25 protein-coding genes are annotated in these 22,951 nt (G+C 41.8%); 12 read left to right on the top strand and 13 right to left on the bottom strand.

Annotation, left to right across the window (positions count from 1 at the left end; genetic code table 11):
* Nucleotides 1-38: 38 nt before the first annotated feature.
* From hutZ to hutW, 3 genes are read right to left on the bottom strand one after another with little or no spacing between them, the layout of a single operon-like run.
* On the bottom strand, nucleotides 39-557 hold the full coding sequence (gene hutZ, locus IUZ65_RS05280) for a heme utilization protein HutZ (protein ID WP_195702750.1): 519 nt from the start codon (nucleotides 555-557) through the stop codon (nucleotides 39-41).
* The gene (hutX, locus tag IUZ65_RS05275; protein WP_195702749.1) at nucleotides 547-1,077 is read right to left on the bottom strand and encodes a heme utilization cystosolic carrier protein HutX; all 531 of its coding nucleotides are present in this window, start codon (nucleotides 1,075-1,077) and stop codon (nucleotides 547-549) included. Before hutX ends, hutZ begins: the two co-directional genes overlap by 11 nt.
* Before the next feature lie 15 nt (nucleotides 1,078-1,092).
* A complete protein-coding gene (gene hutW, locus IUZ65_RS05270) occupies nucleotides 1,093-2,445 on the bottom strand; it encodes a heme anaerobic degradation radical SAM methyltransferase ChuW/HutW (protein WP_195702748.1) in 1,353 nt (450 codons plus the stop codon).
* A 173-nt stretch (nucleotides 2,446-2,618) separates the two neighbouring features.
* Between hutW and IUZ65_RS05265 the strand changes: the two genes are divergently transcribed.
* The 7 genes from IUZ65_RS05265 to IUZ65_RS05235 all read left to right on the top strand — a co-directional run bounded on the left by IUZ65_RS05265 (nucleotide 2,619) and on the right by IUZ65_RS05235 (nucleotide 9,005).
* Nucleotides 2,619-3,365: an energy transducer TonB gene (locus IUZ65_RS05265; RefSeq protein WP_195702747.1), complete on the top strand. Its 747-nt coding sequence runs from the start codon at nucleotides 2,619-2,621 to the stop codon at nucleotides 3,363-3,365.
* A complete protein-coding gene (locus IUZ65_RS05260; protein ID WP_195702746.1) occupies nucleotides 3,366-4,088 on the top strand; it encodes a MotA/TolQ/ExbB proton channel family protein in 723 nt (240 codons plus the stop codon).
* Complete coding sequence (locus IUZ65_RS05255) at nucleotides 4,085-4,504, top strand: ExbD/TolR family protein (protein ID WP_195702745.1); 420 nt, start codon at nucleotides 4,085-4,087, stop codon at nucleotides 4,502-4,504. Before IUZ65_RS05260 ends, IUZ65_RS05255 begins: the two co-directional genes overlap by 4 nt.
* Entirely contained in the window at nucleotides 4,501-5,340 is an 840-nt protein-coding gene (locus tag IUZ65_RS05250; protein WP_195702744.1) for a heme/hemin ABC transporter substrate-binding protein, read from the top strand. Before IUZ65_RS05255 ends, IUZ65_RS05250 begins: the two co-directional genes overlap by 4 nt.
* 25 nt (nucleotides 5,341-5,365) lie before the next feature.
* Nucleotides 5,366-6,421, top strand: coding sequence for a FecCD family ABC transporter permease (locus IUZ65_RS05245; RefSeq protein WP_195702743.1), 1,056 nt, complete (start codon nucleotides 5,366-5,368; stop codon nucleotides 6,419-6,421).
* Complete coding sequence (locus IUZ65_RS05240) at nucleotides 6,421-7,194, top strand: heme ABC transporter ATP-binding protein (protein WP_195702742.1); 774 nt, start codon at nucleotides 6,421-6,423, stop codon at nucleotides 7,192-7,194. The genes IUZ65_RS05245 and IUZ65_RS05240 overlap by 1 nt, the downstream gene beginning before the upstream one ends.
* Nucleotides 7,195-7,445: 251 nt before the next feature.
* Nucleotides 7,446-9,005 carry a SulP family inorganic anion transporter gene (locus IUZ65_RS05235; protein ID WP_195702741.1) on the top strand — a complete coding sequence of 520 codons (1,560 nt, stop codon included), beginning with the start codon at nucleotides 7,446-7,448 and terminating at the stop codon, nucleotides 9,003-9,005.
* Nucleotides 9,006-9,081: 76 nt separating this feature from the next.
* Here the strand turns inward: IUZ65_RS05235 and IUZ65_RS05230 are convergent, their stop codons facing one another.
* On the bottom strand, nucleotides 9,082-9,531 hold the full coding sequence (locus IUZ65_RS05230; protein WP_195702740.1) for a low molecular weight protein-tyrosine-phosphatase: 450 nt from the start codon (nucleotides 9,529-9,531) through the stop codon (nucleotides 9,082-9,084).
* Between the two features lie 83 nt (nucleotides 9,532-9,614).
* On the opposite strand from IUZ65_RS05230, the gene cobO reads away from it, so the two are divergent.
* Complete coding sequence (gene cobO / locus IUZ65_RS05225) at nucleotides 9,615-10,220, top strand: cob(I)yrinic acid a,c-diamide adenosyltransferase (protein ID WP_195702739.1); 606 nt, start codon at nucleotides 9,615-9,617, stop codon at nucleotides 10,218-10,220.
* A 147-nt stretch (nucleotides 10,221-10,367) separates the two neighbouring features.
* Here cobO and IUZ65_RS05220 read toward each other — a convergent pair whose 3' ends face one another.
* The 3 genes from IUZ65_RS05220 to apbC form a co-directional block, all read right to left on the bottom strand.
* On the bottom strand, nucleotides 10,368-12,518 hold the full coding sequence (locus IUZ65_RS05220; protein ID WP_195702738.1) for an AsmA family protein: 2,151 nt from the start codon (nucleotides 12,516-12,518) through the stop codon (nucleotides 10,368-10,370).
* Between the two features lie 172 nt (nucleotides 12,519-12,690).
* On the bottom strand, nucleotides 12,691-13,332 hold the full coding sequence (gene udk / locus IUZ65_RS05215) for a uridine kinase (RefSeq protein WP_195702737.1): 642 nt from the start codon (nucleotides 13,330-13,332) through the stop codon (nucleotides 12,691-12,693).
* A gap of 160 nt (nucleotides 13,333-13,492) precedes the next feature.
* A complete protein-coding gene (apbC, locus tag IUZ65_RS05210; RefSeq protein ID WP_195702736.1) occupies nucleotides 13,493-14,557 on the bottom strand; it encodes an iron-sulfur cluster carrier protein ApbC in 1,065 nt (354 codons plus the stop codon).
* A 219-nt stretch (nucleotides 14,558-14,776) separates the two neighbouring features.
* Between apbC and metG the strand changes: the two genes are divergently transcribed.
* Nucleotides 14,777-16,822 carry a methionine--tRNA ligase gene (gene metG / locus IUZ65_RS05205; RefSeq protein WP_195702735.1) on the top strand — a complete coding sequence of 682 codons (2,046 nt, stop codon included), beginning with the start codon at nucleotides 14,777-14,779 and terminating at the stop codon, nucleotides 16,820-16,822.
* 157 nt (nucleotides 16,823-16,979) lie between these two features.
* On the opposite strand, the gene IUZ65_RS05200 is transcribed toward metG, so the two are convergent.
* The 4 genes from IUZ65_RS05200 to IUZ65_RS05185 all read right to left on the bottom strand — a co-directional run bounded on the left by IUZ65_RS05200 (nucleotide 16,980) and on the right by IUZ65_RS05185 (nucleotide 18,844).
* Entirely contained in the window at nucleotides 16,980-17,279 is a 300-nt protein-coding gene (locus IUZ65_RS05200; RefSeq protein WP_195702734.1) for a Dabb family protein, read from the bottom strand.
* A gap of 38 nt (nucleotides 17,280-17,317) precedes the next feature.
* Nucleotides 17,318-17,515: a GNAT family N-acetyltransferase gene (locus IUZ65_RS05195; RefSeq protein WP_229637983.1), complete on the bottom strand. Its 198-nt coding sequence runs from the start codon at nucleotides 17,513-17,515 to the stop codon at nucleotides 17,318-17,320.
* A gap of 107 nt (nucleotides 17,516-17,622) precedes the next feature.
* On the bottom strand, nucleotides 17,623-17,796 hold the full coding sequence (locus IUZ65_RS05190; RefSeq protein ID WP_195702732.1) for a hypothetical protein: 174 nt from the start codon (nucleotides 17,794-17,796) through the stop codon (nucleotides 17,623-17,625).
* 145 nt (nucleotides 17,797-17,941) lie between these two features.
* Complete coding sequence (locus tag IUZ65_RS05185) at nucleotides 17,942-18,844, bottom strand: DMT family transporter (protein ID WP_195702731.1); 903 nt, start codon at nucleotides 18,842-18,844, stop codon at nucleotides 17,942-17,944.
* 175 nt (nucleotides 18,845-19,019) lie between these two features.
* Between IUZ65_RS05185 and IUZ65_RS05180 the strand changes: the two genes are divergently transcribed.
* Nucleotides 19,020-19,916, top strand: a complete 897-nt coding sequence (locus IUZ65_RS05180; RefSeq protein WP_195702730.1) for an AraC family transcriptional regulator — start codon at nucleotides 19,020-19,022, stop codon at nucleotides 19,914-19,916.
* 71 nt (nucleotides 19,917-19,987) lie between these two features.
* Here the strand turns inward: IUZ65_RS05180 and IUZ65_RS05175 are convergent, their stop codons facing one another.
* Nucleotides 19,988-20,905, bottom strand: coding sequence for a LysR family transcriptional regulator (locus tag IUZ65_RS05175; RefSeq protein WP_195702729.1), 918 nt, complete (start codon nucleotides 20,903-20,905; stop codon nucleotides 19,988-19,990).
* Between the two features lie 163 nt (nucleotides 20,906-21,068).
* Between IUZ65_RS05175 and IUZ65_RS05170 the strand changes: the two genes are divergently transcribed.
* A complete protein-coding gene (locus tag IUZ65_RS05170; protein WP_195702728.1) occupies nucleotides 21,069-22,169 on the top strand; it encodes an alkene reductase in 1,101 nt (366 codons plus the stop codon).
* A 162-nt stretch (nucleotides 22,170-22,331) separates the two neighbouring features.
* Nucleotides 22,332-22,544, top strand: a complete 213-nt coding sequence (locus IUZ65_RS05165; RefSeq protein ID WP_195702727.1) for a YwbE family protein — start codon at nucleotides 22,332-22,334, stop codon at nucleotides 22,542-22,544.
* A gap of 63 nt (nucleotides 22,545-22,607) precedes the next feature.
* On the opposite strand, the gene IUZ65_RS05160 is transcribed toward IUZ65_RS05165, so the two are convergent.
* Nucleotides 22,608-22,874: a DUF5062 family protein gene (locus tag IUZ65_RS05160; RefSeq protein ID WP_195702726.1), complete on the bottom strand. Its 267-nt coding sequence runs from the start codon at nucleotides 22,872-22,874 to the stop codon at nucleotides 22,608-22,610.
* Nucleotides 22,875-22,951 lie beyond the last annotated feature (77 nt).

The raw sequence follows: 22,951 nt of genomic DNA, 5'->3' as shown, positions 1-22,951 counted from the left end.
TATTTTTTGATATTTAAATCACGTATGATGATGCGGCTCTATTTATTATTTATATGGCCTCCATCTAAATGAACGATATCCACTTTATCGCTTCCCGAGATATCAAACGCTTTGCCAAAACCTTTCACAAAGCGCCCTTTTTCTGGGATAAGTTGATACATGTGAAAATCGCCTAGTTTGCTCAAGTTATTAACAATTTCTCCAAATCGTTGTTCAAGTGCACTGATCGCCGTTAGCCAAGAATCAGACTCTCTAGGAACGAGGTTTGCTTTGGTATCAAAACTCAAACGCTTTCGAGCATAGATACTTTTAGAATCCTGTTCATCCTCTATCATCATGATTGAAACCTGTTGATGATTTTTAATATTCTGCCCATGCTTAGCGATATCACTGATCAAGATGTAGTAACCGTCAGGTAAATAAACAAATGGGGTATAACTCACATGGGGGCAGCCGTCATGGGTAAGTGTGGCTAATTGCAGTGTTTTTTGATGCTGGCGAAACTCTAAAATATCATTTCCAATCCGATTCTGTATTCGGAGTTGTTTATTTTCCATTGCTCAGATCCCTCTGTAAGCTTCTAAATAACTCTATTTGACCTGCTAATATCTGGCGTTTTTTATCTCTACCTAAATAGACTTTAAATACGCAATTTCCCGCTTGCTCGTAGAAGCCAATGAAATGACTTTCCATTCCACGAAATGGCTTAGACACAAACGCAACATCTGTAACAAGGTCAATTTTCAAATGGCCATTCAATTCACCGTCTCGCCTACCCATAAGGTTATAGTAGCCATGCGAAACCTTCCCTTTAGGAAACGGCGCTTTGGTTTCAAAAATTGACCCGTGGGAATGCACAATGGTGGTCACATTCCCCCAAAATGGTAATGCTTGCAAAATAGCTTGAGTGCAACCTCCGTCAATAGAAAAAACGTAGTGACTCGGCAGAGCTAATGTCGCTTCTCCTTCCGATACCTCCAATTTACTTGCCATCTCCGCGACGGAAATATTCGGTTCTTGTTCATTTAGTTCAAATATCCTTGTTCTGATCTCTTCTATTGGGCAAGATAGGTTCATTGTTTTCTCTCCAGACTACGCAGCACGTACTAAATAATGATTATTCTCGATGACTTCAATAAGGTTTTGAGCCAATGTGACAGACCAAAACTGTCCCGCGACCGTTAGAGTAAGGTATTCCTTTTCTAGGTTAACGAGGCCATTGGATTGCCAAGCATGAAACAATGGTAATAACGCCTCAAATAACGTTTCACCATAGAGTGAATCAAGGCGGCGTTTTACTAATACACCTTGATCAAAAGCCGATTTTACTTCTGCACTAATACCTCGGGTAATTGGGGCCTCAAACGCCATCGCTATTGGAAACTCCTGTTTAGTCACCGCCTCGATATAAGCGCCCATATCTCTCGTATGCATCATCTGAATTCCTCCAACATTCCCTCCTGCACCCGCCCCTAGAGGCAACACTTCCGCGGCAGAATTAGCCAAGCTGTTATAAATACTTCTTTCCCTGTTAGAAGATGCCCAGTGATTTACGCTCAATCTCTTCTGATAATGTTGGTCCATAAATTGAACACCAAATTGATACATTCTGGCTTTCAATGCCGTATCTGCAGGCGCGGGTAATTTACCTTTTTCGACCAGTTGAGCCATTGGAAATCCTTTCATTTCAATCAACTGATATAAGTCGACTCCGTGAGCCCCTGAGACCACGTAGTCATTCAGGTCTTGTTCCCAAATATCTAATGTTTGATGCGGCAACCCATAAAGCAAATCAAGAACAATAGGTGCGGCGTTATAACGGACCAACTCTTGAACTCTGTTTAGTACGTATTCTCTATCATCCAGCCGTTTTGCTGCTCGTCTTACTTTTGAGTTAAATGACTGGATACCAAAAGAAAAACGATTGAATCCACCTTCTAACGCATGCTCGAATTTATCTGAGTTAAATCCGTTCAATCTACCTTCAAGCGTCAGTTCACAATCCGATGTTAATGGGAACAAACGTCTAATTGTTTTGCCTAATATTTCTAGCTGCTCAGCACTGAGATCCGTGGGTGTACCTCCGCCTATATATACCGCGTGAAACGGCTGCGATTGCGTCCATGCGAATTGAGATTTCCAGTGAAGCTCGGCTACTAGCGCTTGAAAATAATTTTCTATCAAATTTTTGCTAGAAGCATATTGGAAAAAATTACAGAACGTACAACGAACTCGGCAGAAAGGAATGTGTACATACAGGCAACGAGAACGATTATTTTCCCCTTGCTGTTTTAACCTACGAGTTAACTCAAACTGAACGTTTGCCTCACTAATGGGCGTAGATTGTCCTCCTGCATGAGCACCAGTTTTTTTAACAAATGCCGTGCTTATCGGGTCAGGAGAATGGCATCCAACCAAATTAACATCGTCTAAATCAATAATCATGAGTGAGCATTAACCTTACTAAATATCTTATTTTAAAGCGTTCTTCGATTTCTAAGAATACTACCGTCAATTTTTACAAATGTAAATACGAATTGATCTCATTCGTATTTACATTTACAATCTACTCGAAAATTGATTATCTAGATGTACTGACATCATTCTAAGGGTCTACTTTGAACGATAAACGATATGTGATATTTGGAAGTGTTTCTCTTGCACTGCATAGCCTTATGTTATTGGCTCAACCAGCACAGAATGCGTTGACTGTCTCTCTGGATTCGACAACAGCGAACATGCATTTGCAATTCGTCGCGGCGCCTAAAAAAGCAATACCTATCCCACAAGAGAAATACGCTAAATCGCTGCCGGCTATTGTCGAAAAACAAGATTACTCGGTCAAAAAAGACACCGAACTAAAGAAACCTATCGATTCGATAAAAACAATTGTTCCCAAAAAACCAATATCAGAAACGATAACATCCAAAAACAAAGTGACGAAAAATCGTGATACTAGAAATGAACAAGCGTTAAAGGTTGAAAAAAGAACAACCGTTAAAAAGACAAAAACCTCAACACAAGCTGATATACCTAGCAAACCCGTCGAGAGTGCAGTAAATACTTCTAGGTCGTCCACTCCCATGCTCATAAAAAAGCCAACCTTTAAAGCAAGGCCAACCCCTGTCAGCTATCCACGTTTAGCGAAAAGGCGCGGTCAACAAGGCAAAGTACTGATAGAGGTTTGGATCGACGATCAAGGGAAACAGATCAAGCAGTTTATCGTCGATTCTTCTGGTTTTTCGACGCTAGACGGTGCCGCATTAACCGCGATATCAAACTGGAAATTCGACGTTTCAACCAACCGGGGACATGCCATCGCTCATCGAGTACAGATACCCGTAAACTTTAAATTGGATAGATAAATGAACACCTTAACGACGATTCATAGCCAGTTGGGCTTGATGGCTTTGCCGCTAACTCTACTCTCACTCCTAACGCTAATGCTGTTAATAGAGCGCATTGTTTTTCTCAGTATAAATAGCAGGACATCCAGCCTTTACCTGATTCGAAAAATTAGAAGCATCGATATAAACAATAACGACGCACTCAATGAACTGATCCAAGAACAATCGGCGAAAAAAAATACATTATCAAAAGGGATCGCGCTTCTGCTCACACACAAAAATTTTGCTCAATCCTTAAGAGAACAAACCGTGAGTATTTGGTTAGCTAATATTCGCCAAGAGTACACATCAGGGCTGCGTTTTCTTTCTATTATTGGTGCAATCAGCCCTTTGATCGGCCTACTTGGTACGGTGCTCGGGTTAATAGAAATGTTTAAAGACCTTGCGGTTACAACCGGTCCTATTGCGCCTTCTTCACTGGCTAAAGGCCTAGGGCTTGCGATGTCGACTACCGCCGCCGGATTAATCATTGCGGTTCCCGCTATTTTTGGTAGTCAAATTCTTCAGTTATGGGCGGGACGTTCTATCGCAAAAATAGAACATGCATTGAATCACTGCAGCCTTTTCCTCGAAGGCATCTCGTTAGAAAAATCGACCCCTGAAGTCATCCACTGCCAATCATTTACCAAGTTGCACAGCACCACAAAGCCAACCAATGAATGTAAGGTAAGGACCGTATGATCACTTCAGGCGATCATCAACAAAATGCATTAACGCCAGATTTAACCCCACTACTAGACCTTATTTTCATCGTTTTAGTATTCCTATTATTAACGACCAACATTCAGATTAAAACGATGGAAGTGAACCTTCCTCAGACTCTAGACCACGAAATACTGGAAAGCCCTGATAAAGAAGTCATCACTATCAATATACACGCTAAGGATTCTCTTTGGGCTATAGAAGGAAATCGGTACTCGGATTGGGCTCGATTCACGCACGACCTTATGTCAGCAATCAAAAAACACCCGAACAAAACACTTGTCATCGCCGCGGATAAGTCCGCATCCGTAGAAGCCATGCTAAAGCTTTTGGCTTTTTTACAAAAAAACCAAATCAACGCCACCAATATAATTATGGATAACCAAGAATCATGAGAGTCTATTTAATCGGTTTGAGCCTACTTTTGTCCCATTTTTCAGCCACAGCGGAGGAGCGGATTATCAGTGCCGGTTCTGTTGTCACTGAATTAATTTATGCTCTTGGAGCAGAGCAGCAACTTATTGCCGTCGATGCTACGAGTAAGCATCTACTGACTGGCAGTAACATCCCTCAGGTTGGCTACCACAGAAAGCTATCTTCTGAAGGATTATTGGCTCTGAATCCGAGCTATCTTATCGGTTCTGATGAAATGGGACCTGATACAACGTTAGCTCAGTTAAGATCAAGCCATGTGAACGTTTTGGTTGTACCTCCGGGCAATTTAATCGAAGATTTATTTCATCGAATTGATATTATTGCAGAACTCACAGGCACAACCAATAAAGCAGTAAAGCTTAAGCAAACAGTAAAACAAGATATCGATAATTTGAATACATCCGAATTGACACGCAGCCCTAAAGTCATCTTTTTGATGCTAAAAAAAGGCCGACCTGCTACGGTGGGCGGTAGAGAGACGACGGTCGATAAGGTCATTGCATTGTCCGGTGCGACTAACCCAGCGAGTGAAGCTGTACGCTCCTATAAACCGCTTTCTATAGAGTCCGTTGTCGCATTGCAACCCGACTATATACTGGTTAGCGAACGAGCGTGGAGTAGCCTTAAGGGTCATGACGGAATAATGGCTACTTTCCCTTTATTGGCTGCTACACCAGCGGGCCAACCAGGAAAAATCGTTTCTATTCCAAGCCATGCATTAATCGGAGGGTTTGGTATAGCAAGTATTCAACTTGCTCAAAAGCTGCATGATATGTTCAACCAAAACGAATTATAAAACTATCGAGACGACATAATACAAAATGAATAATATGATCTCAGGGCGAATTTCTGTCCGATTATTAACACCTATAGGATTATCACTTCTATTTATCGCTGTGATTGCCTCGGTATCCATAGGGCCGATGGATATTAGTTTTATAGACAGCATGCTTGCTATTCTGCCTGGAGACTTTTCTTCGAAAAGTGCTGATGCAAACTACATCGAATTAATTATTCAGCAGATCAGGTTGCCAAGAACCCTATTGGCTGTTGCGGTTGGCGCGATTTTGGCCTTATGTGGCACCGTAATGCAAGGCCTATTCCGAAACCCTCTTGCCGACCCAGGGATTATTGGTGTGTCCGCCGGTGCCGCTTTAGGTGCGGCTATTGCCATCGTCCTTTTCGGAAGCCTTGCCGAACAATATCCCGGTCTATTGTTATTTGGAACCGTGCCTTTATTCTCTTTTGTAGGCGGTACTATCACTACTCTACTTGTCTATCGCCTAGGGACATCTCCAACAGGAACGTCTGTAACTATGATGCTTCTAGCGGGAGTCGCCATCAGTGCTCTAGCGGGGGCGGGTCTCGGTTTGATGAACTATTTTGCGGATGATAAAGCATTAAGAGATCTCTCTTTATGGACAATGGGATCACTGGCCGGAGCAAACTTACAAGGTTTGGGCATGGCTTTTTCAAGTCTAATTATTCTCTTTATACTTTTTTATCGTGATGCAAATAAACTCAATGTTTTGCTGCTAGGTGAGCCGGAGGCCAAACATATGGGCATAGAAACTCAAGCGCTAAAACGCCGACTTATTTTACTTACCGCCGCAGGTGTCGGCGTGACAGTGTCTCTTGCAGGAATGATCGGTTTTATCGGATTAATCGTTCCTCATTTAGGTCGAATGGTCACGGGGCCCAACCATCGCACATTGCTCCCTCTCTCAATGATAATTGGGGCTTTATTATTACTCGTTGCCGATATGCTCGCCAGAACGGTAGTCGCACCACTCGATATGCCAGTAGGTATTGTTACTGCGTTAATTGGTTCTCCTTTCTTTATCTGGTTATTGGTGAAACAAAAAGGGCGTATTTAATGACGACAACCGCGATTTCTCTCAAAAATTTACATCTCAAACTTGGTGGAAAAACTATTTTAGATGACGTTTCCGTTGATTTTCATGCATCGGAATTAACCATCTTATTAGGACCAAACGGAACCGGAAAGAGCAGTTTATTGAAGCTGATCACTAAGGAGTGGCCTCTTAAAGGCAAAGTGAGTTATTTCGACATCGACTCCGACAGTTGGAAAGCATCCACATTAGCAAGACACATGGGCGTATTGCCTCAGTCCAGTACACTCTCCTTTAATTTTTCTGTTAAAGAGGTCATTGAGCTTGGAGGCTTGACCTTACGTGCATCGCAGAAGGAGATAGCGTCTATCGCAGAGCAATATATGCGAGAAACCGATGTGCTGCATCTCGCTGACCGCTTATACCCTAGCCTCTCTGGTGGTGAAAAACAGCGTGTACATTTAGCCAGAGTATTGACCCAATTGGCACAGAGCCAAGACAAAAAAGTATTACTTTTGGATGAACCAACCTCTGCGCTAGATTTGTCACACCAACATAAAACGTTACAGCTAGCAAAATCATTAACCAATGAAGGGGCATCTGTCATCACCGTTATTCACGACTTAAACCTTGCTGCGCAATATGCCGACCGAGTATTGATTCTAAATGAAGGCAAACTTGTCGCCGATGGGACGCCATGGGAAACCCTAACAAAGGAAAACATTGCTGATGTCTACCATTGGCCAGTACAAGTTGTTCCGCACCCTGAACGAGGCCACCCCATCATCTTGACGTGATAAAAAACACCTCTGCGGCGATGACTGTCTACAACCAATTGTACGACTCAGGAATTGTTAAAAAATCATTAATTTCTGGGGCCAAAATCACAATTATTCTTGAAGTCAGTCACACTATTCTGTACGATTCGCCAGTCAAATTAGAATCCGATCACAATTGCATTTAAAGCACGCTTTTTGCTTAACCATTTGGCTTTAGTCGCAATATAGATTGGTACCACTTTATCTATCCGCAAATATACTGAGCTAAAATGTTTGAATTTCCACAATTTTCAGGGCAATCCATTAAAAATGATACGCTATCGGGCCTTACTGTTGCTCTTGCCCTTGTGCCTGAAGCAGTCGCCTTCGCTTTTGTTGCCGGTGTTGACCCTATGGTTGGCCTTTATGCTGCCTTTATTGTTGGGTTAATCACATCAATTTTCGGTGGCCGTCCAGGTATGATCTCTGGTGCGACAGGCGCAATGGCCGTCGTTATGGTGAGCCTCGTTGCCACTCATGGTGTGCAATACCTCTTCGCTGCAATACTACTTGCCGGTGTTTTACAGGTTTCCGCTGGTATATTCCGTTTGGGTAAATTTATCCGTATGGTGCCGCATCCCGTGATGATCGGTTTTGTAAATGGCCTTGCTATTGTTATTTTCCTAGCTCAACTTGGTCAATTTAAAGCCCCCAACATTGATGGTGTAATGAGTTGGCTACCAGTTGACCAAATGTCCATCATGGCAGGGCTTATCCTGCTAACGATGGCGATTATTCATTTCTTACCTAAGTTCACTACAGCAGTGCCTTCGTCATTAGTGGCGATTGTTTCTGTTACCTTATTAGTGCAACTTTTTGGCCTAGATACACGCACCGTTGTCGATTTCCTTCGGTCCATGTCAGGTGATGAAGCGGCAACGCTAGCAGGAAGCTTACCAAGCTTCTCAATCCCAATGGTTCCGTTCAACTTGGAAACACTTCAAGTTATTCTACCTTACGCAATTATTCTAGCAGCCGTCGGCTTAATTGAGTCATTACTGACGTTAACCGTCATTGATGAAATGACAAATACACGTGGTCAGGCCAACCGTGAATGTGTCGGTCAAGGTATTGCGAATATGACTTGCTCGGTATTTGGTGCGATGGGTGGTTGTGCGATGATTGGTCAGTCGATGATCAACGTTAACTCGGGCGGTCGTGGTCGACTTTCCGGGATCATGGCAGCACTAGCCCTATTGTTCTTTATATTATTCGGTTCTTCATTAATTGAGATGATCCCATTATCAGCGCTCGTTGGTGTTATGTTTATGGTGGTTATCGGCACATTTGAGTGGGCAACGTTTAAGCTTGCTCGTCGCGTTCCGAAACAAGATTTCTTCGTTATCGTGTTGGTTACTATTGTTACGGTATTAACGGATTTAGCTGTAGCCGTGGCCGTTGGTGTTATTGCCTCTGCACTCATGTTTGCATGGCAACACGCGAAACATATCTACGCGAGCAGCCGCCTAAATGAAGAAGGTTCAAAAGAATATCATATCAACGGTCCCATCTTCTTTGGGTCAGCAGCAAACTTCTTAGAGCTATTTGACTCAAAAAATGACCCTGTTGACGTCATTGTGGATTTTGCTAACTCACGTGTCGCAGACCACTCTGCTATCGAAGCCATTGAAACGATTGCAGAACGTTATACTGCAGTAGGTAAAACATTGCACTTACGTCACTTAAGCCCTGATTGCCGTAACCTACTTGAAAAAGCAGGTAGCCTTGTAGAAATTAACGTAAAAGAAGATCCAAGCTACAAAGTGGCGACGGATTTATTGGCCGGTTAATTTACTCGCCATTCGCTAAACATCAAAAAGCCCAGCGCCTATTACGCTGGGCTTTTTTACATTAACCATCTGTTAATCAAAGCTTCTTCAACAACTCTTCGCTCGCTTCTTCGATTAAATCCAACACCAGCTCAAAACCACCTCCTCCACCATAGAATGGGTCTGGAATCTCATTGTATTCAGACTCAGAGTGGCTGAGAAACAGACTGATCTTATGAGTATATTCTGTGGGGCACATACCAAGCAGGTTATTCATATTATCCATATCGGCAGCCAAAATAAGATCAAAGTATTCAAAATCTTCTTCTGTCACTTGGCGAGCGACAATATTATCAAACGAATAGCCCCTAAACTCACCAGCCGTCCTAGCTCGATGATCAGGTTTATCTCCCGAGTGAAAATCAAGTGTTCCAGCAGAGTCTACTTCAACTGACACATTCATCTTTTCGGCTGTCGCCCTCAATACGGCTTCACCTGTAGGGGAGCGACATATATTACCCATGCAGACCACGAGAATTTTCTTCATACTACCCTCCATAAATTAAGGTTTTTCCGTTGACCTTATTCCTTTATCATAGTCGTTAACTCAGCATAATTAAAAGGGATACCATGAGTTCTAATCAATCAAAAGATGACCGATATAAAGCACGCCAAGAAAAGGTGAAGCAACATATCGATGAAAAGATAGAAAAAGCTCAAATAGAGAAAGGACTGCTGTTAGTTATTACTGGAAACGGTAAAGGTAAAACCACCGCTGGATTTGGTACTATCGCGCGCGCGGTTGGGCACGATTTAACATGTTCTGTTGCTCAATTCATTAAAGGAACATGGGACAATGGCGAGAAAAATCTGCTCGAAAAACTTGGTGTTGAATTTCAGGTGATGGCAACAGGGTTTACTTGGAATACCCAAGATAAAGAAACCGACACAATAGCCGCCCAAAGAGTATGGCAAGAGTGTAAACGCATGCTCAAAGATGATTCCATTGATGTGATTCTATTCGATGAACTCACTTACATGGTGACATATGGCTACATCGACCTTGATGAAGTGTTAGACGCTCTCCAGTCACGACCTAAAATGCAATCTGTTGTTATCACAGGCAGAGCGGCCCATCGCTCATTGATAGAGCTTGCAGACACGGTGTCTGAGGTTAAGAACGTAAAGCACGCCTTTGAATCAGGCGTAAAAGCGTTACGTGGCGTTGATTGGTAAACCTGCTGTCTTTTTACTGTTTGGTTAACATCGACCAAATGTTTGACCCTTTAAGGGTAGATAATAAAAAAGCCAACAGATTGATGATTATTCTCAATCGTTGGCTTTTTACCTAAATTACCATTTCAAATTGCCTTCTATCGAGAGTTAGTTAAACAACCCTTTTAGCAACTTATCAGCAAGATCTTTTGTCTTACCATCTTTTATCTTATCACCTAGAACGCGATTTAGTTCTTTCTCTGCTTTTTTCTCTAGCTCTTTCTTTTTCTCAGATTCTAGTTGTTTCCACAACTGGTCGAACTCAATTTTATATTTAGGATCTAACCACTTATTGTAAACACGAACAGGAATTGTAATGTCTTTCAAGTCATTAATATCCTTACCGCCTTGTCCTTTTAAGCTACCCACAACAGACGTATTTAATAAGAAATCCATCGTCTCTTTAATGTAGTTCGCGTTCCCTTCACCATGGATTCGCAGTAGAGGCGATGAAATAGCGAGGTCATTCGTCGTCATCACACCTTGGCTCAGCTTCAACGTTGCTTTCATCGCGCTAAAATCCGTTTTCTTCTCTTCTTTCTCTGGCTCATCCACCTTTTGGCCTTTGATCTTGGCATAGTTAACGCGGATAAGTTGGGCTACATTTACGCCATTAACCGCACCATCAGCAAAATTGATTTTCACAGTACCCGCAAGATTTTGCTTGATGCCTGTTGGTGTTAAACTTTTACCCTTAACGTCCACATCAATATTACCCGTGCCTTCTAACATATCGTTATCTGCCACATCTTTAAGTAAAGATTGAACCTTAACGCCTTTGATCTGCTTTTTAGCCCAGTAACTTGCTGGTGTTTTTCGTGCATCTAACTGAGCAGAAGCCTTTATCGAACCCTGATATAGGTTTGAAGTAAACGAGTTAAGGTCCGCGACGCCACGATTAACCGTAAAGCTTGTCACAACAGCCTGCATCTTGGCATTGCTCGCTTTAAACCTGTCGATGGTAATTTTACCCTTCACGTCTAAAGTCTTAAGGGCATTCAAATCTGGTTCAACTTCCTTTTGCACCCCACTGGATGTTGAAGCGGTTGACGTTCCGGTTGTTGTCGCCTTTTCAGTTACAGGTTGTTCTGTTGGTGATGGCTTGTTCAAGCCTAAAAACTCGTCTAAATCTATATTAGGGCTATGCAGATTAAACCGAACCTGTGGGATATCCGTTAACTTAACGGTACTTTTTCCGTCCAATTGAATCGCATTTAAGTTTAGCTTCTGTAGATCAAGAGATATAAGTGACTGCTTTATATCGAAACCAAACTCAGACTTACCCGTTATCTTCATTGGAGACTGAGGTAAAGTGTCGCCGACGAAAGTTGAATTCAAGTCCATATTTTTAAGTAGTACCTGACTAATCTCTTTATCAATAAACAGAGCAGAGGTCAGTTTCAGATCAATATCTAAATCAGCAGCACGACCCTTCACGCTAATCGAAAGTGGATTTTCTTTATCGAAGGCAAATGTACTCAGTTCAATTTTAGCCTCTGAAATCGTCGTCGAAGGATCACTAAAAGTAGAATCTAATACTATATTTCGTAATTCGTATGTCGCAAGGTCTTGCAAAAGATTAAGTTCTGCTTGCCCTTCAGCTGAGAAGCTTTGCTGATTATTCTTGCCTTTCGCTGCGAATGTAGCCGTTGTCCATTGTCCAAAAGCGAATTCAGATACCGTTAAACCCACATCATATAGCTTGGTATAAGAACCTGTAGAGTCATCTTGTATTTCAAGCAGTGCATTAGTGACAGATACACCCGCAAGGTTGATTGTCCACGACTTTTGTGGCTCTGATGACACCGAAGGCGCAGGTTCTGTTGGAGTGGATGAAGCCGTGGAATCGACAGGTTCCGCTTTATTTGACTGTGTTAGCGCATCAAGGTTACTCGCCCCATCTTTTTTCGTTTCAAGATAGATTTCCGCACCATCGAGAGAGACATTCCCAATATATAGCTCTTTGCTGAACAGAGGCATAACGGAAACATCGACGCCAATACCTTCAATTTTTAATAGGTTTTCATTTTTGAACCCTTCAGGGTTCTTAAGTTCTGTTTTACCCAAACTTAACCCTAAAGATGGAAAAAGCTGCCAATCGATATCTCCGTCTATTACAAGATCCATTCCTGTTTGTTTTTTAGTCTGTTCAACAATCAGTGGCTTAAACTGATTAGGGTTAACGAACAAAAGCAATGCGGCTATCGCCAAGATAATAATCAGAACTGGGATGCCAACAATAAATAGAAGTTTTTTCATTCACTTTTCCTTTGCAAAAAAATGAGGCAGCGGCCTCGTCCTAGCAATAATAAATTATAGGTATAATAATATTGTTTTCTTAAGACAGAAAATGGCACATAAAGTGCCATTTATTCAACTACATATTATTAATTTAGTGCAATAAGCCTGTTAACTGCTCATTATCTTAAAATTAAGAAGTCAATAATTTACCAATATGAGCTTTCAATACATCGATAGCGATTCTGTTTTTTCCACCACGAGGAACGATGATATCTGCATATTGTTTCGATGGCTCAATAAACTGCATAAACATAGGTCGAACCGTCTTTTGATATTGTTTCAAAACTGATTCCATCGTTCTGCCACGCTCTTGCACATCGCGAGTCACTCGTCGAAGTAAGCATATGTCTAGTGGCGTATCCATAAAGATAGAAGCATGCATTAAACTACGTAACCTTGGTTCTGTTAATAGCAAAATGCCTTCCAAAATAATTACTTTTTTCGGGGTAAACTTTGTTGTTTGCTTTACACGAGTATGCTCCGTATAGCTATACTCAGGGATCTCAACCGTTTCCCCTTTCATCAACGCCTCTAAGTGATCACACAGCAAGTCATGATCGAGAGCATTCGGATGGTCATAATTTGTTTTTACTCGATCCTCCATACTCAAGTCGCTTTGATCTTGGTAGTAGCAATCCTCTGTTATAACACCAATTTGGTGATCGCCGACCTTGGCTTTCAATTCATTATAAATTGTACTTGCGATTAAACTCTTTCCGGACGCAGACGCGCCAGCAATACCTACGATGACGCAATTATTATTTTCAGACATGATCTACACTTGGGACAATGGAATAAACCGTATAATTATAGAGATTACTCTGGCCAGATACTAGGATTTGTATCAAGAGAATGCAGCTATACGATAATAAAGAAGCAAAACCGTACAGCTACCTATCAAAATTACCCAATTATATTTTACAAACGTCGATTTAACTTAGATTTGTAAAAGGGATGCTTTTTGGTTTAGCACTCCCCGACCAATACATACTGCTCGCCATTTTTTCTGCCAATTGCAAGTATATCTGGGCATGTTCGCTATCCGGACGTGCATAAACGGTCGGTTTACCAGCATCGATATCTTCACGCATCGAAATATGCAGTGGAATTTGAGCCAACAAACTCGCACCAAACTCCTGCGCCACTTTTACTGCCCCATTTTGACCGAATATGTGCTCTTTTTCACCACAATGACTACAGATGTGATAGCTCATATTCTCAATAACCCCAATGACAGGAACATCGACTTTCTCGAACATTGCCAACCCTTTACGAACATCGGCTAACGCGAGATCTTGTGGTGTGGTAACAATCACAGCACCGGTTACAGGGATGCTCTGGGAAAGTGTCAGTTGCACATCACCCGTGCCTGGTGGCATATCAATCACCAAATAGTCTAATGGTGGCCAATCGGTCTCATTCAACAACTGCGCTAGCGCCTTAGAAGCCATTGGTCCACGCCAAATAGCCGCTTCTGCCTTATCAACCAAATAGCCTATCGAATTGGTGTAAATACCACATGACTCAATCGGGATCATAAATTGATTATCACGCACTTCCGGCGACTCATCTTCTTTGCCAAGCATCATTGGTACCGATGGCCCGTAGATATCAGCATCAAGTAAACCCACTTGGGCGCCTTGAGTACTTAAAGCCAACGCGAGGTTTACCGCCGTCGTTGATTTACCGACACCTCCTTTCGCTGAGGTGACGGCGATGATGTTCTTTATGTTAGAAAGTTCCGAATTAACCACTGTTTCCAATGCTGCAACATTAATAGAAACGGACACTCTTTGTGCATCAACATCTTGGTTCTCAACCCAACGAATGAGTGAACGATGTAAATCCAATGAATAAAATGGTAATTCTATGCTCACGCTGCCATTTTTTAGCCGCTTTACAATGGATGAGTCTTCGGCCCAACGTTCGATGAGCAGAGGATGCTGAAATTGATTTAGCCAGCCGACAAGTTCTTCTTTTGAATCGAATATAGACATGCATTTGCTCCTAGTAATACCCATCATGACAAACAAATTATTCGTTCTATTTGGATATCGAATTGAATTTTATTCATTTCTTACATGCTAACACTCGAACCTCCACAGCTAAACCCCAAAAACTTCGTGGAATAAATGTTTACATTCTTGGAGTAAAGCCTTGTATAAGGTAGTATTACAACCTGATTTTTATCTCCTAATTAAAGTGAATTATTAAGTATGGCAACTGATCCAAGAAAACTTTTGGTAACTTGTGCCCTTCCGTACGCTAACGGTTCAATCCATCTTGGTCATATGCTTGAGCATATCCAAGCAGATATCTGGGTTCGATACCAAAGGCTACGAGGCAACACAGTAAACTTCATCTGTGCGGACGATGCTCATGGCACACCAATCATGCTAAAAGCGCAGCAGATGGGAATATCACCAGAAGAAATGATCGCTGCTGTAAGTGAAGAGCATCAAAAAGATTTTGCTGGCTTTGATATTAGCTTTGACAATTATCACAGTACTCATAGCGATGAGAACCGCGAGTTAGCAGGGTTGATATACACTCGACTTAAAGAGAGTGGCTTCATTTCTAGCCGAACTATTTCTCAGTTATTTGACCCTGAAAAAGAGATGTTTCTGCCAGACCGTTTCGTAAAGGGAACCTGTCCGAAGTGTAAATCTGAAGACCAATATGGCGACAACTGCGATAACTGTGGTGAGACTTACAGCCCAACAGATTTGATAGACCCGAAATCAGCGGTCTCTGGTGCGACGCCAGTGATGAAAGATTCTGAACACTTCTTTTTTGACCTGCCACAATTTGAAAGCATGCTTAAAACGTGGACGCGTTCTGGCTCTCTTCAAACTGAAACTGCCAATAAAATGCAAGAATGGTTTGAATCTGGACTGAAACAGTGGGATATCTCTCGCGATGCTCCTTATTTTGGATTTGAAATCCCAGGTGAAAAGAACAAGTTTTTCTATGTCTGGCTTGATGCTCCAATCGGTTATATGGGTTCATTTAAGAATCTGTGTAACAAAAGAGATGACCTTAACTTTGATGAATATTGGGCCGAAGATAGCACTACCGAGCTTTATCACTTTATCGGTAAAGACATCGTCTATTTCCATAGCCTTTTCTGGCCTGCGATGCTAGACGGAGCAGGGTTCCGTAAACCGAATAATGTATTCGTACACGGTTATGTCACGGTTAATGGGGCAAAAATGTCCAAGTCGAAAGGGACGTTTATTAAAGCAGCAACTTACCTGAAGCACTTAGACCCTGAATGTTTACGTTATTATTATGCCGCTAAATTAAATAATCGTATTGATGATCTAGACCTTAACCTAGAAGATTTCACACAACGAGTTAACGCAGATGTCGTCAATAAGATTGTCAATCTAGCGTCACGAAATGCAGGCTTTATTACCAAGCGATTTGAAGGGAAGTTGTCCGCTCAATTTGCAGAACCTGAATTGTATGCTGAATTTGTCGCTGCTGCTGAGAAAATTGCTGGGTTATATGAATCGCGTGAGTTTAGTCGTGCTATTCGAGAAATAACGGCGCTAGCGGATAAAGCCAATCAATATGTGGACGAAAAAGCCCCGTGGGTCGTGGCTAAAACGGAAGGTCAAGACCAAGAACTGCAAGATATCTGTTCTGTTGGTATTAACCTATTCCGCGTGCTTATTACGTATCTCAAACCTGTGATGCCGGATCTAGCCGCAAGAACAGAGGCGTTCTTAAACCAAGAACTTACTTGGGATGGCATGGCTGAACCTCTTGTTGACCATGACATCACGAAATTTAAAGCCTTATTCAATCGTATCGACCCTAAAAATGTTGAAGCAATGACTGAGGCGTCAAAAGAAGACGCGGCCGCAGAACAAGCAGCGAAAGAAAAAGCAGCCGCACCTGAGACCGAGCTGAGCAAAGACCCCGTCGCCGATGAAATAGAATTTGATGACTTTGCTAAAGTTGATCTACGAATCGCTAAAATAGTGTCTTGCGAAGCCGTACCTAAAGCCAACAAATTGCTCAAGCTTGAGCTTGATATTGGTGGTGAGACGCGTCAAGTATTCGCCGGTATCAAATCGGCTTATAAGCCTGAAGATCTAATCGGAAAACATACCGTTATGGTGGCGAACCTAAAACCACGTAAGATGAAATTCGGTATGTCGGAAGGCATGGTTTTAGCCGCCGGGCCGGGTGGAAATGACCTTTGGATATTAGAGCCGCATGAAGGTGCTCTACCAGGCATGCGTGTGATGTAATACCATCACTGGTTAATTGACATTGATTAGCCAGTTAAATTTAACTACTCGTAGAAAGAGGTAGCCCATTTCCGGACTACCTCTTTTTTCGTTACGCAATTAGTGCGCCGTATCTTATTTGGCCACAAACATATATCAAGCTAAGTAAATTGGTGACTTAATACACCGTATAGTCCAGAACAACAATATCTTGGATTATCTTCTTAAAATGGACCTTGAGGGCATCGTGCTCTCGGTGAGTCAGATAAATATTACGAGCACTATCGTCCGTAAATGTCATCACGATCGCTAAATCGTAGGCCTTATTTTTACCTTCTGGACTATTATTCGTACCCCACTCTACCGCCTCAATTCCTGCAATCTTAGTCGGAATATCGATAAAAGCCTGCTTTGCTATCTCAATTTCATTGGTCGTGGCTTCTGGTTTCATTTCCACCAGCATTAGATGACGAATCATTTTTCTCTCATTCCCTTATATCCTTTACTCTTCTCTGGCTAAAGACATTGCTTTAATTTAGCTTCAAGCATAATGTCCAATTGCCACAATTCAAGTTCTTCACCTTCTTCGTCGATTATCAATTCTTTATATGAAAAACCATTTTTTCGAACCACACTTAACGACGCTTTGTTGTCTGAGGAAATCGATGCAACAACCGTCTTAACTAAGCCAGAGTCAAATGCGATTTGGGACAACTGCTGCACGGCAAAAGTAGCAGACCCCAACCCTCATTTGAAATCTATTCAATTGGATAAGTTTCATCATATTCTAACTGACTCTTGTTATGTTATAGCGTACTTCATTATTTTTTCTTGTCTGTTCTGGATGTACTGGGCAGTATAGCGGCCAATAGAATACCGATGAAAGCGCCTATAGAGATTCCCATACCATCATTATCAAACAGAAATTCACCAAATATAACGCCTAATCCAGCGCCAAGTGCAATACCCAGACCCATTTTATTATTCTTGGTCATACACCCTCCATATTGTGCCTCAACACCGATTGAAGCCGTAGCATTTAGTCATCATTTATAAACTATATTCATAAAGAATAGTTTTTATCAACCCGAATTCTAAGCTCCGTTATCAATACTGAGAGACACGCTAAAACACGGACTTTCAGGCAAGAATAGCATTGTACCAACGTTTAATTGGCTCAGGAATTCCAAACACACGTAGATTACCCGCTAACACCAAGGTGACGCCAAGTGCCGATAGCCATGTCCACTCATAGCTTTCAAATAGTGTAGATAATGATAGTGCAACGAGAGGAAATAGAACCGTGCAATAGGCGGCTTTCGCTGCACCTATCCTCCCCACCAAAGCAAGATAAGTATTAAACCCAATGACAGACCCAATGATGGCGAGGTAAACCAGTGCCGAAAGATACATTGGTGTCATAGTAATACCCAGAGGTAATCCGAACATTAGAGCGATAACAAATAGATACACTGAACCGTAGCCCATAGCCCATGCGGTAGTTGGTAACAGTGGCATCTTCTTTTTTTGAGCTCGAGCAGAGACCATATTGCCTACTGAAAACAAACACGTCCCTAAAAAGCTAAGAAGCAAACCTAACAAAATAGTCCAGTCCATCTCAGTACCTAAAAATTGAGACACAAAAAGAAGGACAACGCCAATAAAGCCCATCAATGCACCTTGTAAAAACGGGCCTGATGGGCGATGTTTTTCCAAAACCCAGAGATTAAGAGCATTCAAAATGGGCGCGAGTGAGAACACAACAGCATTCAAACCACTAGGTAGATATTGTGTTGCAGCGTAAAAACAAAGAAAGTTGTTTGAAAATAAACAGAGACCAAGTAACGCTGCGGTCTTATGGTTTTCTATAGACAGTTTCGGTAATGCATTACGAAAAATCAAAATGGTAAATAACACGATTGAAGCAAGACCAAACCTCCAACCCACAGACACCACAACAGGTGTATCACCAAGTTGATACGAAATAGCAAGCCAGGTCGACCCCCATATAAAGACCGTTATCGTGTATAGAATACTGTTCATCGTCTTACTCACCTTCGTCAAATTATTGTCGTATCGTTTCATAGTATCGGTCTGAAGCCCGGTGTGCGTTTATATTCCTGCTGTTTTTATAGATTCTTGCGGTTTTCTTTTTTCCTCTGTTTTTATAAAGAGCCCCAACCTGTATATTAAATTACAGATTAATTAAGGAGTGTCGATGTACAAAGGATTGCCTCTAAGGCCAAAAAGCAAACAAGTATTCAACGTGTTGACAAACAATACGGCTACTTTACATAAGGAATTATGGCAGGACAACGGTATGGGTTCTGCTGTTTGGAGTAATAGCCATGGCAGGGCGAGCTATGACAAGCCTGACCACCATACATTGAGCTACTATTTGGAAGGCGGTCAAAATACCCAACGAATTATGAGATCAGGTAACGCATTTGGAGGGGCGAATAAGTTGTGTTTAATGCCGAAAGGTCACCGGTCTAGTTGGTCGTTTTCCGATCCTTTTCGTTTTTTTCATTTCTATTTTGAACAAGATCATCTACATAATTTTTCTGAACAGGTATTCGATAAAGAAGGTCGTCATATAGAATTAAAAGAACTTACCTATGTTGATGACCCATTTACTAATCAGCTTATTCGAGAGTCCATGCTAAAACTTAATTGGGAAAGTCCAACAGATAAACTGATGGTGTCTCATTTACAACAAGTATTGCTGCTTCATCTCGTTCGTCAGCATTGCCACCAGCCAATAAAAACACCACTCAGCACCAGTGGCTTATCGCCTATCAATCAACAACGAGCAATAGATTTTATTGAAGAAAATGTGTCTCACTCTTTCACATTAAATGAACTGGCTAAACTCACTCATTTAAGTGATTTTCATTTCGCTAGAATGTTCAAAATAAGCTTTGGGTGTTCCCCACATCAATATGTTCTATCTCGCCGTATTGTGTTGTCTAAACAATTACTTTCTCGTCAGGCGATGTCTTTAACCGATGTCGCATTCGCATGTGGTTTTTCATCACAGCAACACCTATCCCAGCAATTCAAATTACGCGTTGGAATAACACCTGCCGCGTTTCGGCGAGAGCAATGTAAATAAGTCAGAAATACTTCACGCTAAGGCGTACTCAATGATATATACCATTACCTGTAGCCACATCCATCGCACCACTACACTAACTCACTAAATCTTTCAAAAAGAAAATCCAAGAATAGCCTGATCCGTTTTGGTTGATATTTTTTGCTAACATACACAACATGCAAGTCTGCACTTGACGCCAAAGTAGATGCGTTAAAGTTCGTCATATACCCATCGAGTACGACAACAAGACGTTGATTGTTAATATCATCTTGCACATCTAATAATGATTTGAGTGCTATCCCCGCACCATCCAATGCCCATTGTCTAATAACCTCACCATCATCTGAGAATCTCTTCGCAACCACTGTTATTGACTCCTTTGCGTTTTGCTCCCGGAAGTGCCATGTCTTCAATTCCTCTCCATTGCGAACCATAGCTAGACAGTCATGACCCGTCAGATCTTGTGGTTTTATGGGGGTCCCGTATTTCGTGAGATAGGCTGGTGATGCGCACAGAACTCTTTGGCTTGGCGATAGCCTTCTGGATATGAGGCTACTGTCATCAAGCTCACCATAACGAATCACAATATCGATACCAGATTCTGCAATATTTGATATATGGTCACTCAAGTACAGGTATGGCACGACCTCCGGGTACTTTTCCGAAAACTCAGACAATATTTTCAAAATATATTGCTTTCCAATGTCCTTCGGCGCAACTATTTTTAATGGACCTTTAACATCATTAACGCCGTTTTGTATAAGATTCTCTACATCACCGACACTATCGAGTATTTCTAGGCACGCCTTATGATAAAGCGCTCCCTCGTCCGTTAACGACAAATGCCTTGTGCTCCGATTAAGAAACTTTACACCATACCGTTCTTCGAGCGCCTGAAGTCTTGCCGTCATTGTAGCTGGAGAAAGACCAAGATCTCGTCCAGCAACCGCTAACCCTTGATGTTTAACGATACTCACGAACATTTCCATATCAGAAAATTTATCCACCTTCGCCTCCATTATTCGGTTAAATCGAATTATAATTTTACATTTTACTCAATTATCAAAATGAAACGAATGATTATAATAAGAATAATTAAGGAAGTAACAGCACAAATTGTGAGTTTATGAGAAACAATTTGTATTTAATTATTCAATAAAAGAGAACGACATGAGCAAATTATTCCAGAACACAACCCTAAAGAGCTTGGACCTACAAAACTGTGTCGTGATGGCTCCGATGACGCGGGCCCGATCTAGTCAACCGGGGAATATTCCAAATGAAATGATGGCCACATATTACGAACAACGTGCTACCGCAGGGTTGATCATTTCTGAAGCGACTCAAATTTCAGACGACTCACAAGGTTACTCATTTACACCTGGCGTTTATACTGATGACCAAGTGAATGGTTGGCAACGGGTAACAAAAGCAGCACAAGAACAAGGAGCGGCAATGTTCTGTCAGCTATGGCATGTAGGCCGCGTTTCTCACCCAACATTTCAAAAAGGAGAACGACCTATCGCGCCGTCTGCCTTGGCCCCAGTAGAGACAAAGGTTTGGATTTCCGATATAGAAGGCAACGGCAATATGGTTGAATGTATCCAACCACGTGAGATGAATAAAGCAGATATAGATCGAGTAGTTAAAGACTTTGCCTACTCTGCACAACGTGCTGTGGAAGCCGGTTTCAATGGCGTTGAAATTCATGGTGGTAATGGCTATCTTATCGACCAATTCCTTCGTACAAACTCAAACAAACGCACCGACAATTATGGCGGCACCCGAACGAATCGAATTCGATTTCTTCTTGACGTTGTTGACGCCGTAATTGATGCGATTGGCGCAGACAAAATCGGTGTTCGACTTGCACCCTTCATTACATTTAAAGATATGGATTGCCCAGACATCGTGCCGACAATCTTAGAGGTGTCGAAAGAGCTACAAGCACGTGATATTGCTTACCTGCATTTATCAGAAGCGGATTGGGATGATGCACCCGTCATTCCTGAAAGCTTCCGCATAGAATTGCGGGAAAACTTTATTAACACCATTATTGTTGCGGGTAGTTATACACAAGAACGTGCAGATGAAATGCTTGATAAAGGCTACGCTGATCTTATTGCCTTCGGTCGTCCATTCGTTTCGAATCCAGATCTCATCTCGCGCTTAAAGAACGGAGATGAACTCGCCGATCTGAATGCGGCAACTTTATTTGGAGGCAACGAACTGGGCTACATTGATTATCCAATACTGGACGAACATCAATAAGTTGTTACCCTGCACGAGATTTATGCTAGGAGACAAATGGAAACTGACGTATTCGATAATCGAAGTTGTCAATCCAATCTCAGACTAAAGGCCTAAGCCGGTTCGACTACCTCTCTATTTAAGTGTATCTTCAAGCAAAATTGATACATTAAGGTAGAGACAATGAGTGGGACTAAACGCGCCAATATACATCCAGGGTTAGAGGTGCAAATTGTACTTAAAAAAGATCAACGTAGCGGTACACTGACCTCTGGGATTGTGAAGGATCTCCTAACCAAATCACCAAACCACTCTCATGGCATTAAAGTTCGTTTAGAAAGTGGGGATGTCGGTCGAGTGAAAGTCATATTAAATGCAGCAAGATTAGAAACTTAATCCATCGTTAATTGATATTGCTACACCCAAATCAACCACACGTTGATTTGGGTTATTCTAAGATTATTTCAGGGGGTCTTCTTCAGGTAACGCATTATGCATCCACAGTGCTATTCGCTTTTTAATATTTTGCCCATCTAATTTGTCGGCAGGGAGAGGCGTAATCTGGCGCACTTTAACTAAGAACAAGTAAAGCGCTTTAATTTTAATTGATTGTGATGCACTTGGGCTAGTGAGTTCGTATCCCTGCATTTCGGCAATCTTACTACCAACTTCCAGAGCTTTTTTGAGCAATTTATCTTCGTTTTTTATCTTAACTATTTTCGACATAGGATTCCCATCGTTCACACTAAATCGTGCAGTTAGTATATATCAAACAACGCACTCTGCTTACTACTAACAAGGTA

The sequence above is a fragment of the Vibrio sp. VB16 genome (assembly GCF_015594925.2).
Classification (GTDB): Bacteria; Pseudomonadota; Gammaproteobacteria; order Enterobacterales; family Vibrionaceae; genus Vibrio.
Note: the sequence above shows the minus strand (reverse complement) of the source record. Positions and strands in the feature narration are given on the sequence as shown.

Bases quoted from the DNA above. Each gene is read 5' to 3' on its own strand.
- cobO (WP_195702739.1), top strand. From the start codon at position 9,615: ATGAGTTCTAATCAATCAAAAGATGACCGATATAAAGCACGCCAAGAA.
- IUZ65_RS05220 (WP_195702738.1), bottom strand. From the start codon at position 12,518: ATGAAAAAACTTCTATTTATTGTTGGCATCCCAGTTCTGATTATTATC.
- IUZ65_RS05240 (WP_195702742.1), top strand. From the start codon at position 6,421: ATGACGACAACCGCGATTTCTCTCAAAAATTTACATCTCAAACTTGGT.
- IUZ65_RS05235 (WP_195702741.1), top strand. From the start codon at position 7,446: ATGTTTGAATTTCCACAATTTTCAGGGCAATCCATTAAAAATGATACG.
- udk (WP_195702737.1), bottom strand. From the start codon at position 13,332: ATGTCTGAAAATAATAATTGCGTCATCGTAGGTATTGCTGGCGCGTCT.
- IUZ65_RS05165 (WP_195702727.1), top strand. From the start codon at position 22,332: ATGAGTGGGACTAAACGCGCCAATATACATCCAGGGTTAGAGGTGCAA.
- IUZ65_RS05250 (WP_195702744.1), top strand. From the start codon at position 4,501: ATGAGAGTCTATTTAATCGGTTTGAGCCTACTTTTGTCCCATTTTTCA.
- IUZ65_RS05185 (WP_195702731.1), bottom strand. From the start codon at position 18,844: ATGAACAGTATTCTATACACGATAACGGTCTTTATATGGGGGTCGACC.
- IUZ65_RS05260 (WP_195702746.1), top strand. From the start codon at position 3,366: ATGAACACCTTAACGACGATTCATAGCCAGTTGGGCTTGATGGCTTTG.
- IUZ65_RS05180 (WP_195702730.1), top strand. From the start codon at position 19,020: ATGTACAAAGGATTGCCTCTAAGGCCAAAAAGCAAACAAGTATTCAAC.
- hutW (WP_195702748.1), bottom strand. From the start codon at position 2,445: ATGATTATTGATTTAGACGATGTTAATTTGGTTGGATGCCATTCTCCT.
- IUZ65_RS05255 (WP_195702745.1), top strand. From the start codon at position 4,085: ATGATCACTTCAGGCGATCATCAACAAAATGCATTAACGCCAGATTTA.
- IUZ65_RS05190 (WP_195702732.1), bottom strand. From the start codon at position 17,796: ATGACCAAGAATAATAAAATGGGTCTGGGTATTGCACTTGGCGCTGGA.
- apbC (WP_195702736.1), bottom strand. From the start codon at position 14,557: ATGTCTATATTCGATTCAAAAGAAGAACTTGTCGGCTGGCTAAATCAA.
- IUZ65_RS05170 (WP_195702728.1), top strand. From the start codon at position 21,069: ATGAGCAAATTATTCCAGAACACAACCCTAAAGAGCTTGGACCTACAA.
- IUZ65_RS05160 (WP_195702726.1), bottom strand. From the start codon at position 22,874: ATGTCGAAAATAGTTAAGATAAAAAACGAAGATAAATTGCTCAAAAAA.
- IUZ65_RS05230 (WP_195702740.1), bottom strand. From the start codon at position 9,531: ATGAAGAAAATTCTCGTGGTCTGCATGGGTAATATATGTCGCTCCCCT.
- metG (WP_195702735.1), top strand. From the start codon at position 14,777: ATGGCAACTGATCCAAGAAAACTTTTGGTAACTTGTGCCCTTCCGTAC.
- IUZ65_RS05200 (WP_195702734.1), bottom strand. From the start codon at position 17,279: ATGATTCGTCATCTAATGCTGGTGGAAATGAAACCAGAAGCCACGACC.
- IUZ65_RS05245 (WP_195702743.1), top strand. From the start codon at position 5,366: ATGAATAATATGATCTCAGGGCGAATTTCTGTCCGATTATTAACACCT.
- hutX (WP_195702749.1), bottom strand. From the start codon at position 1,077: ATGAACCTATCTTGCCCAATAGAAGAGATCAGAACAAGGATATTTGAA.
- hutZ (WP_195702750.1), bottom strand. From the start codon at position 557: ATGGAAAATAAACAACTCCGAATACAGAATCGGATTGGAAATGATATT.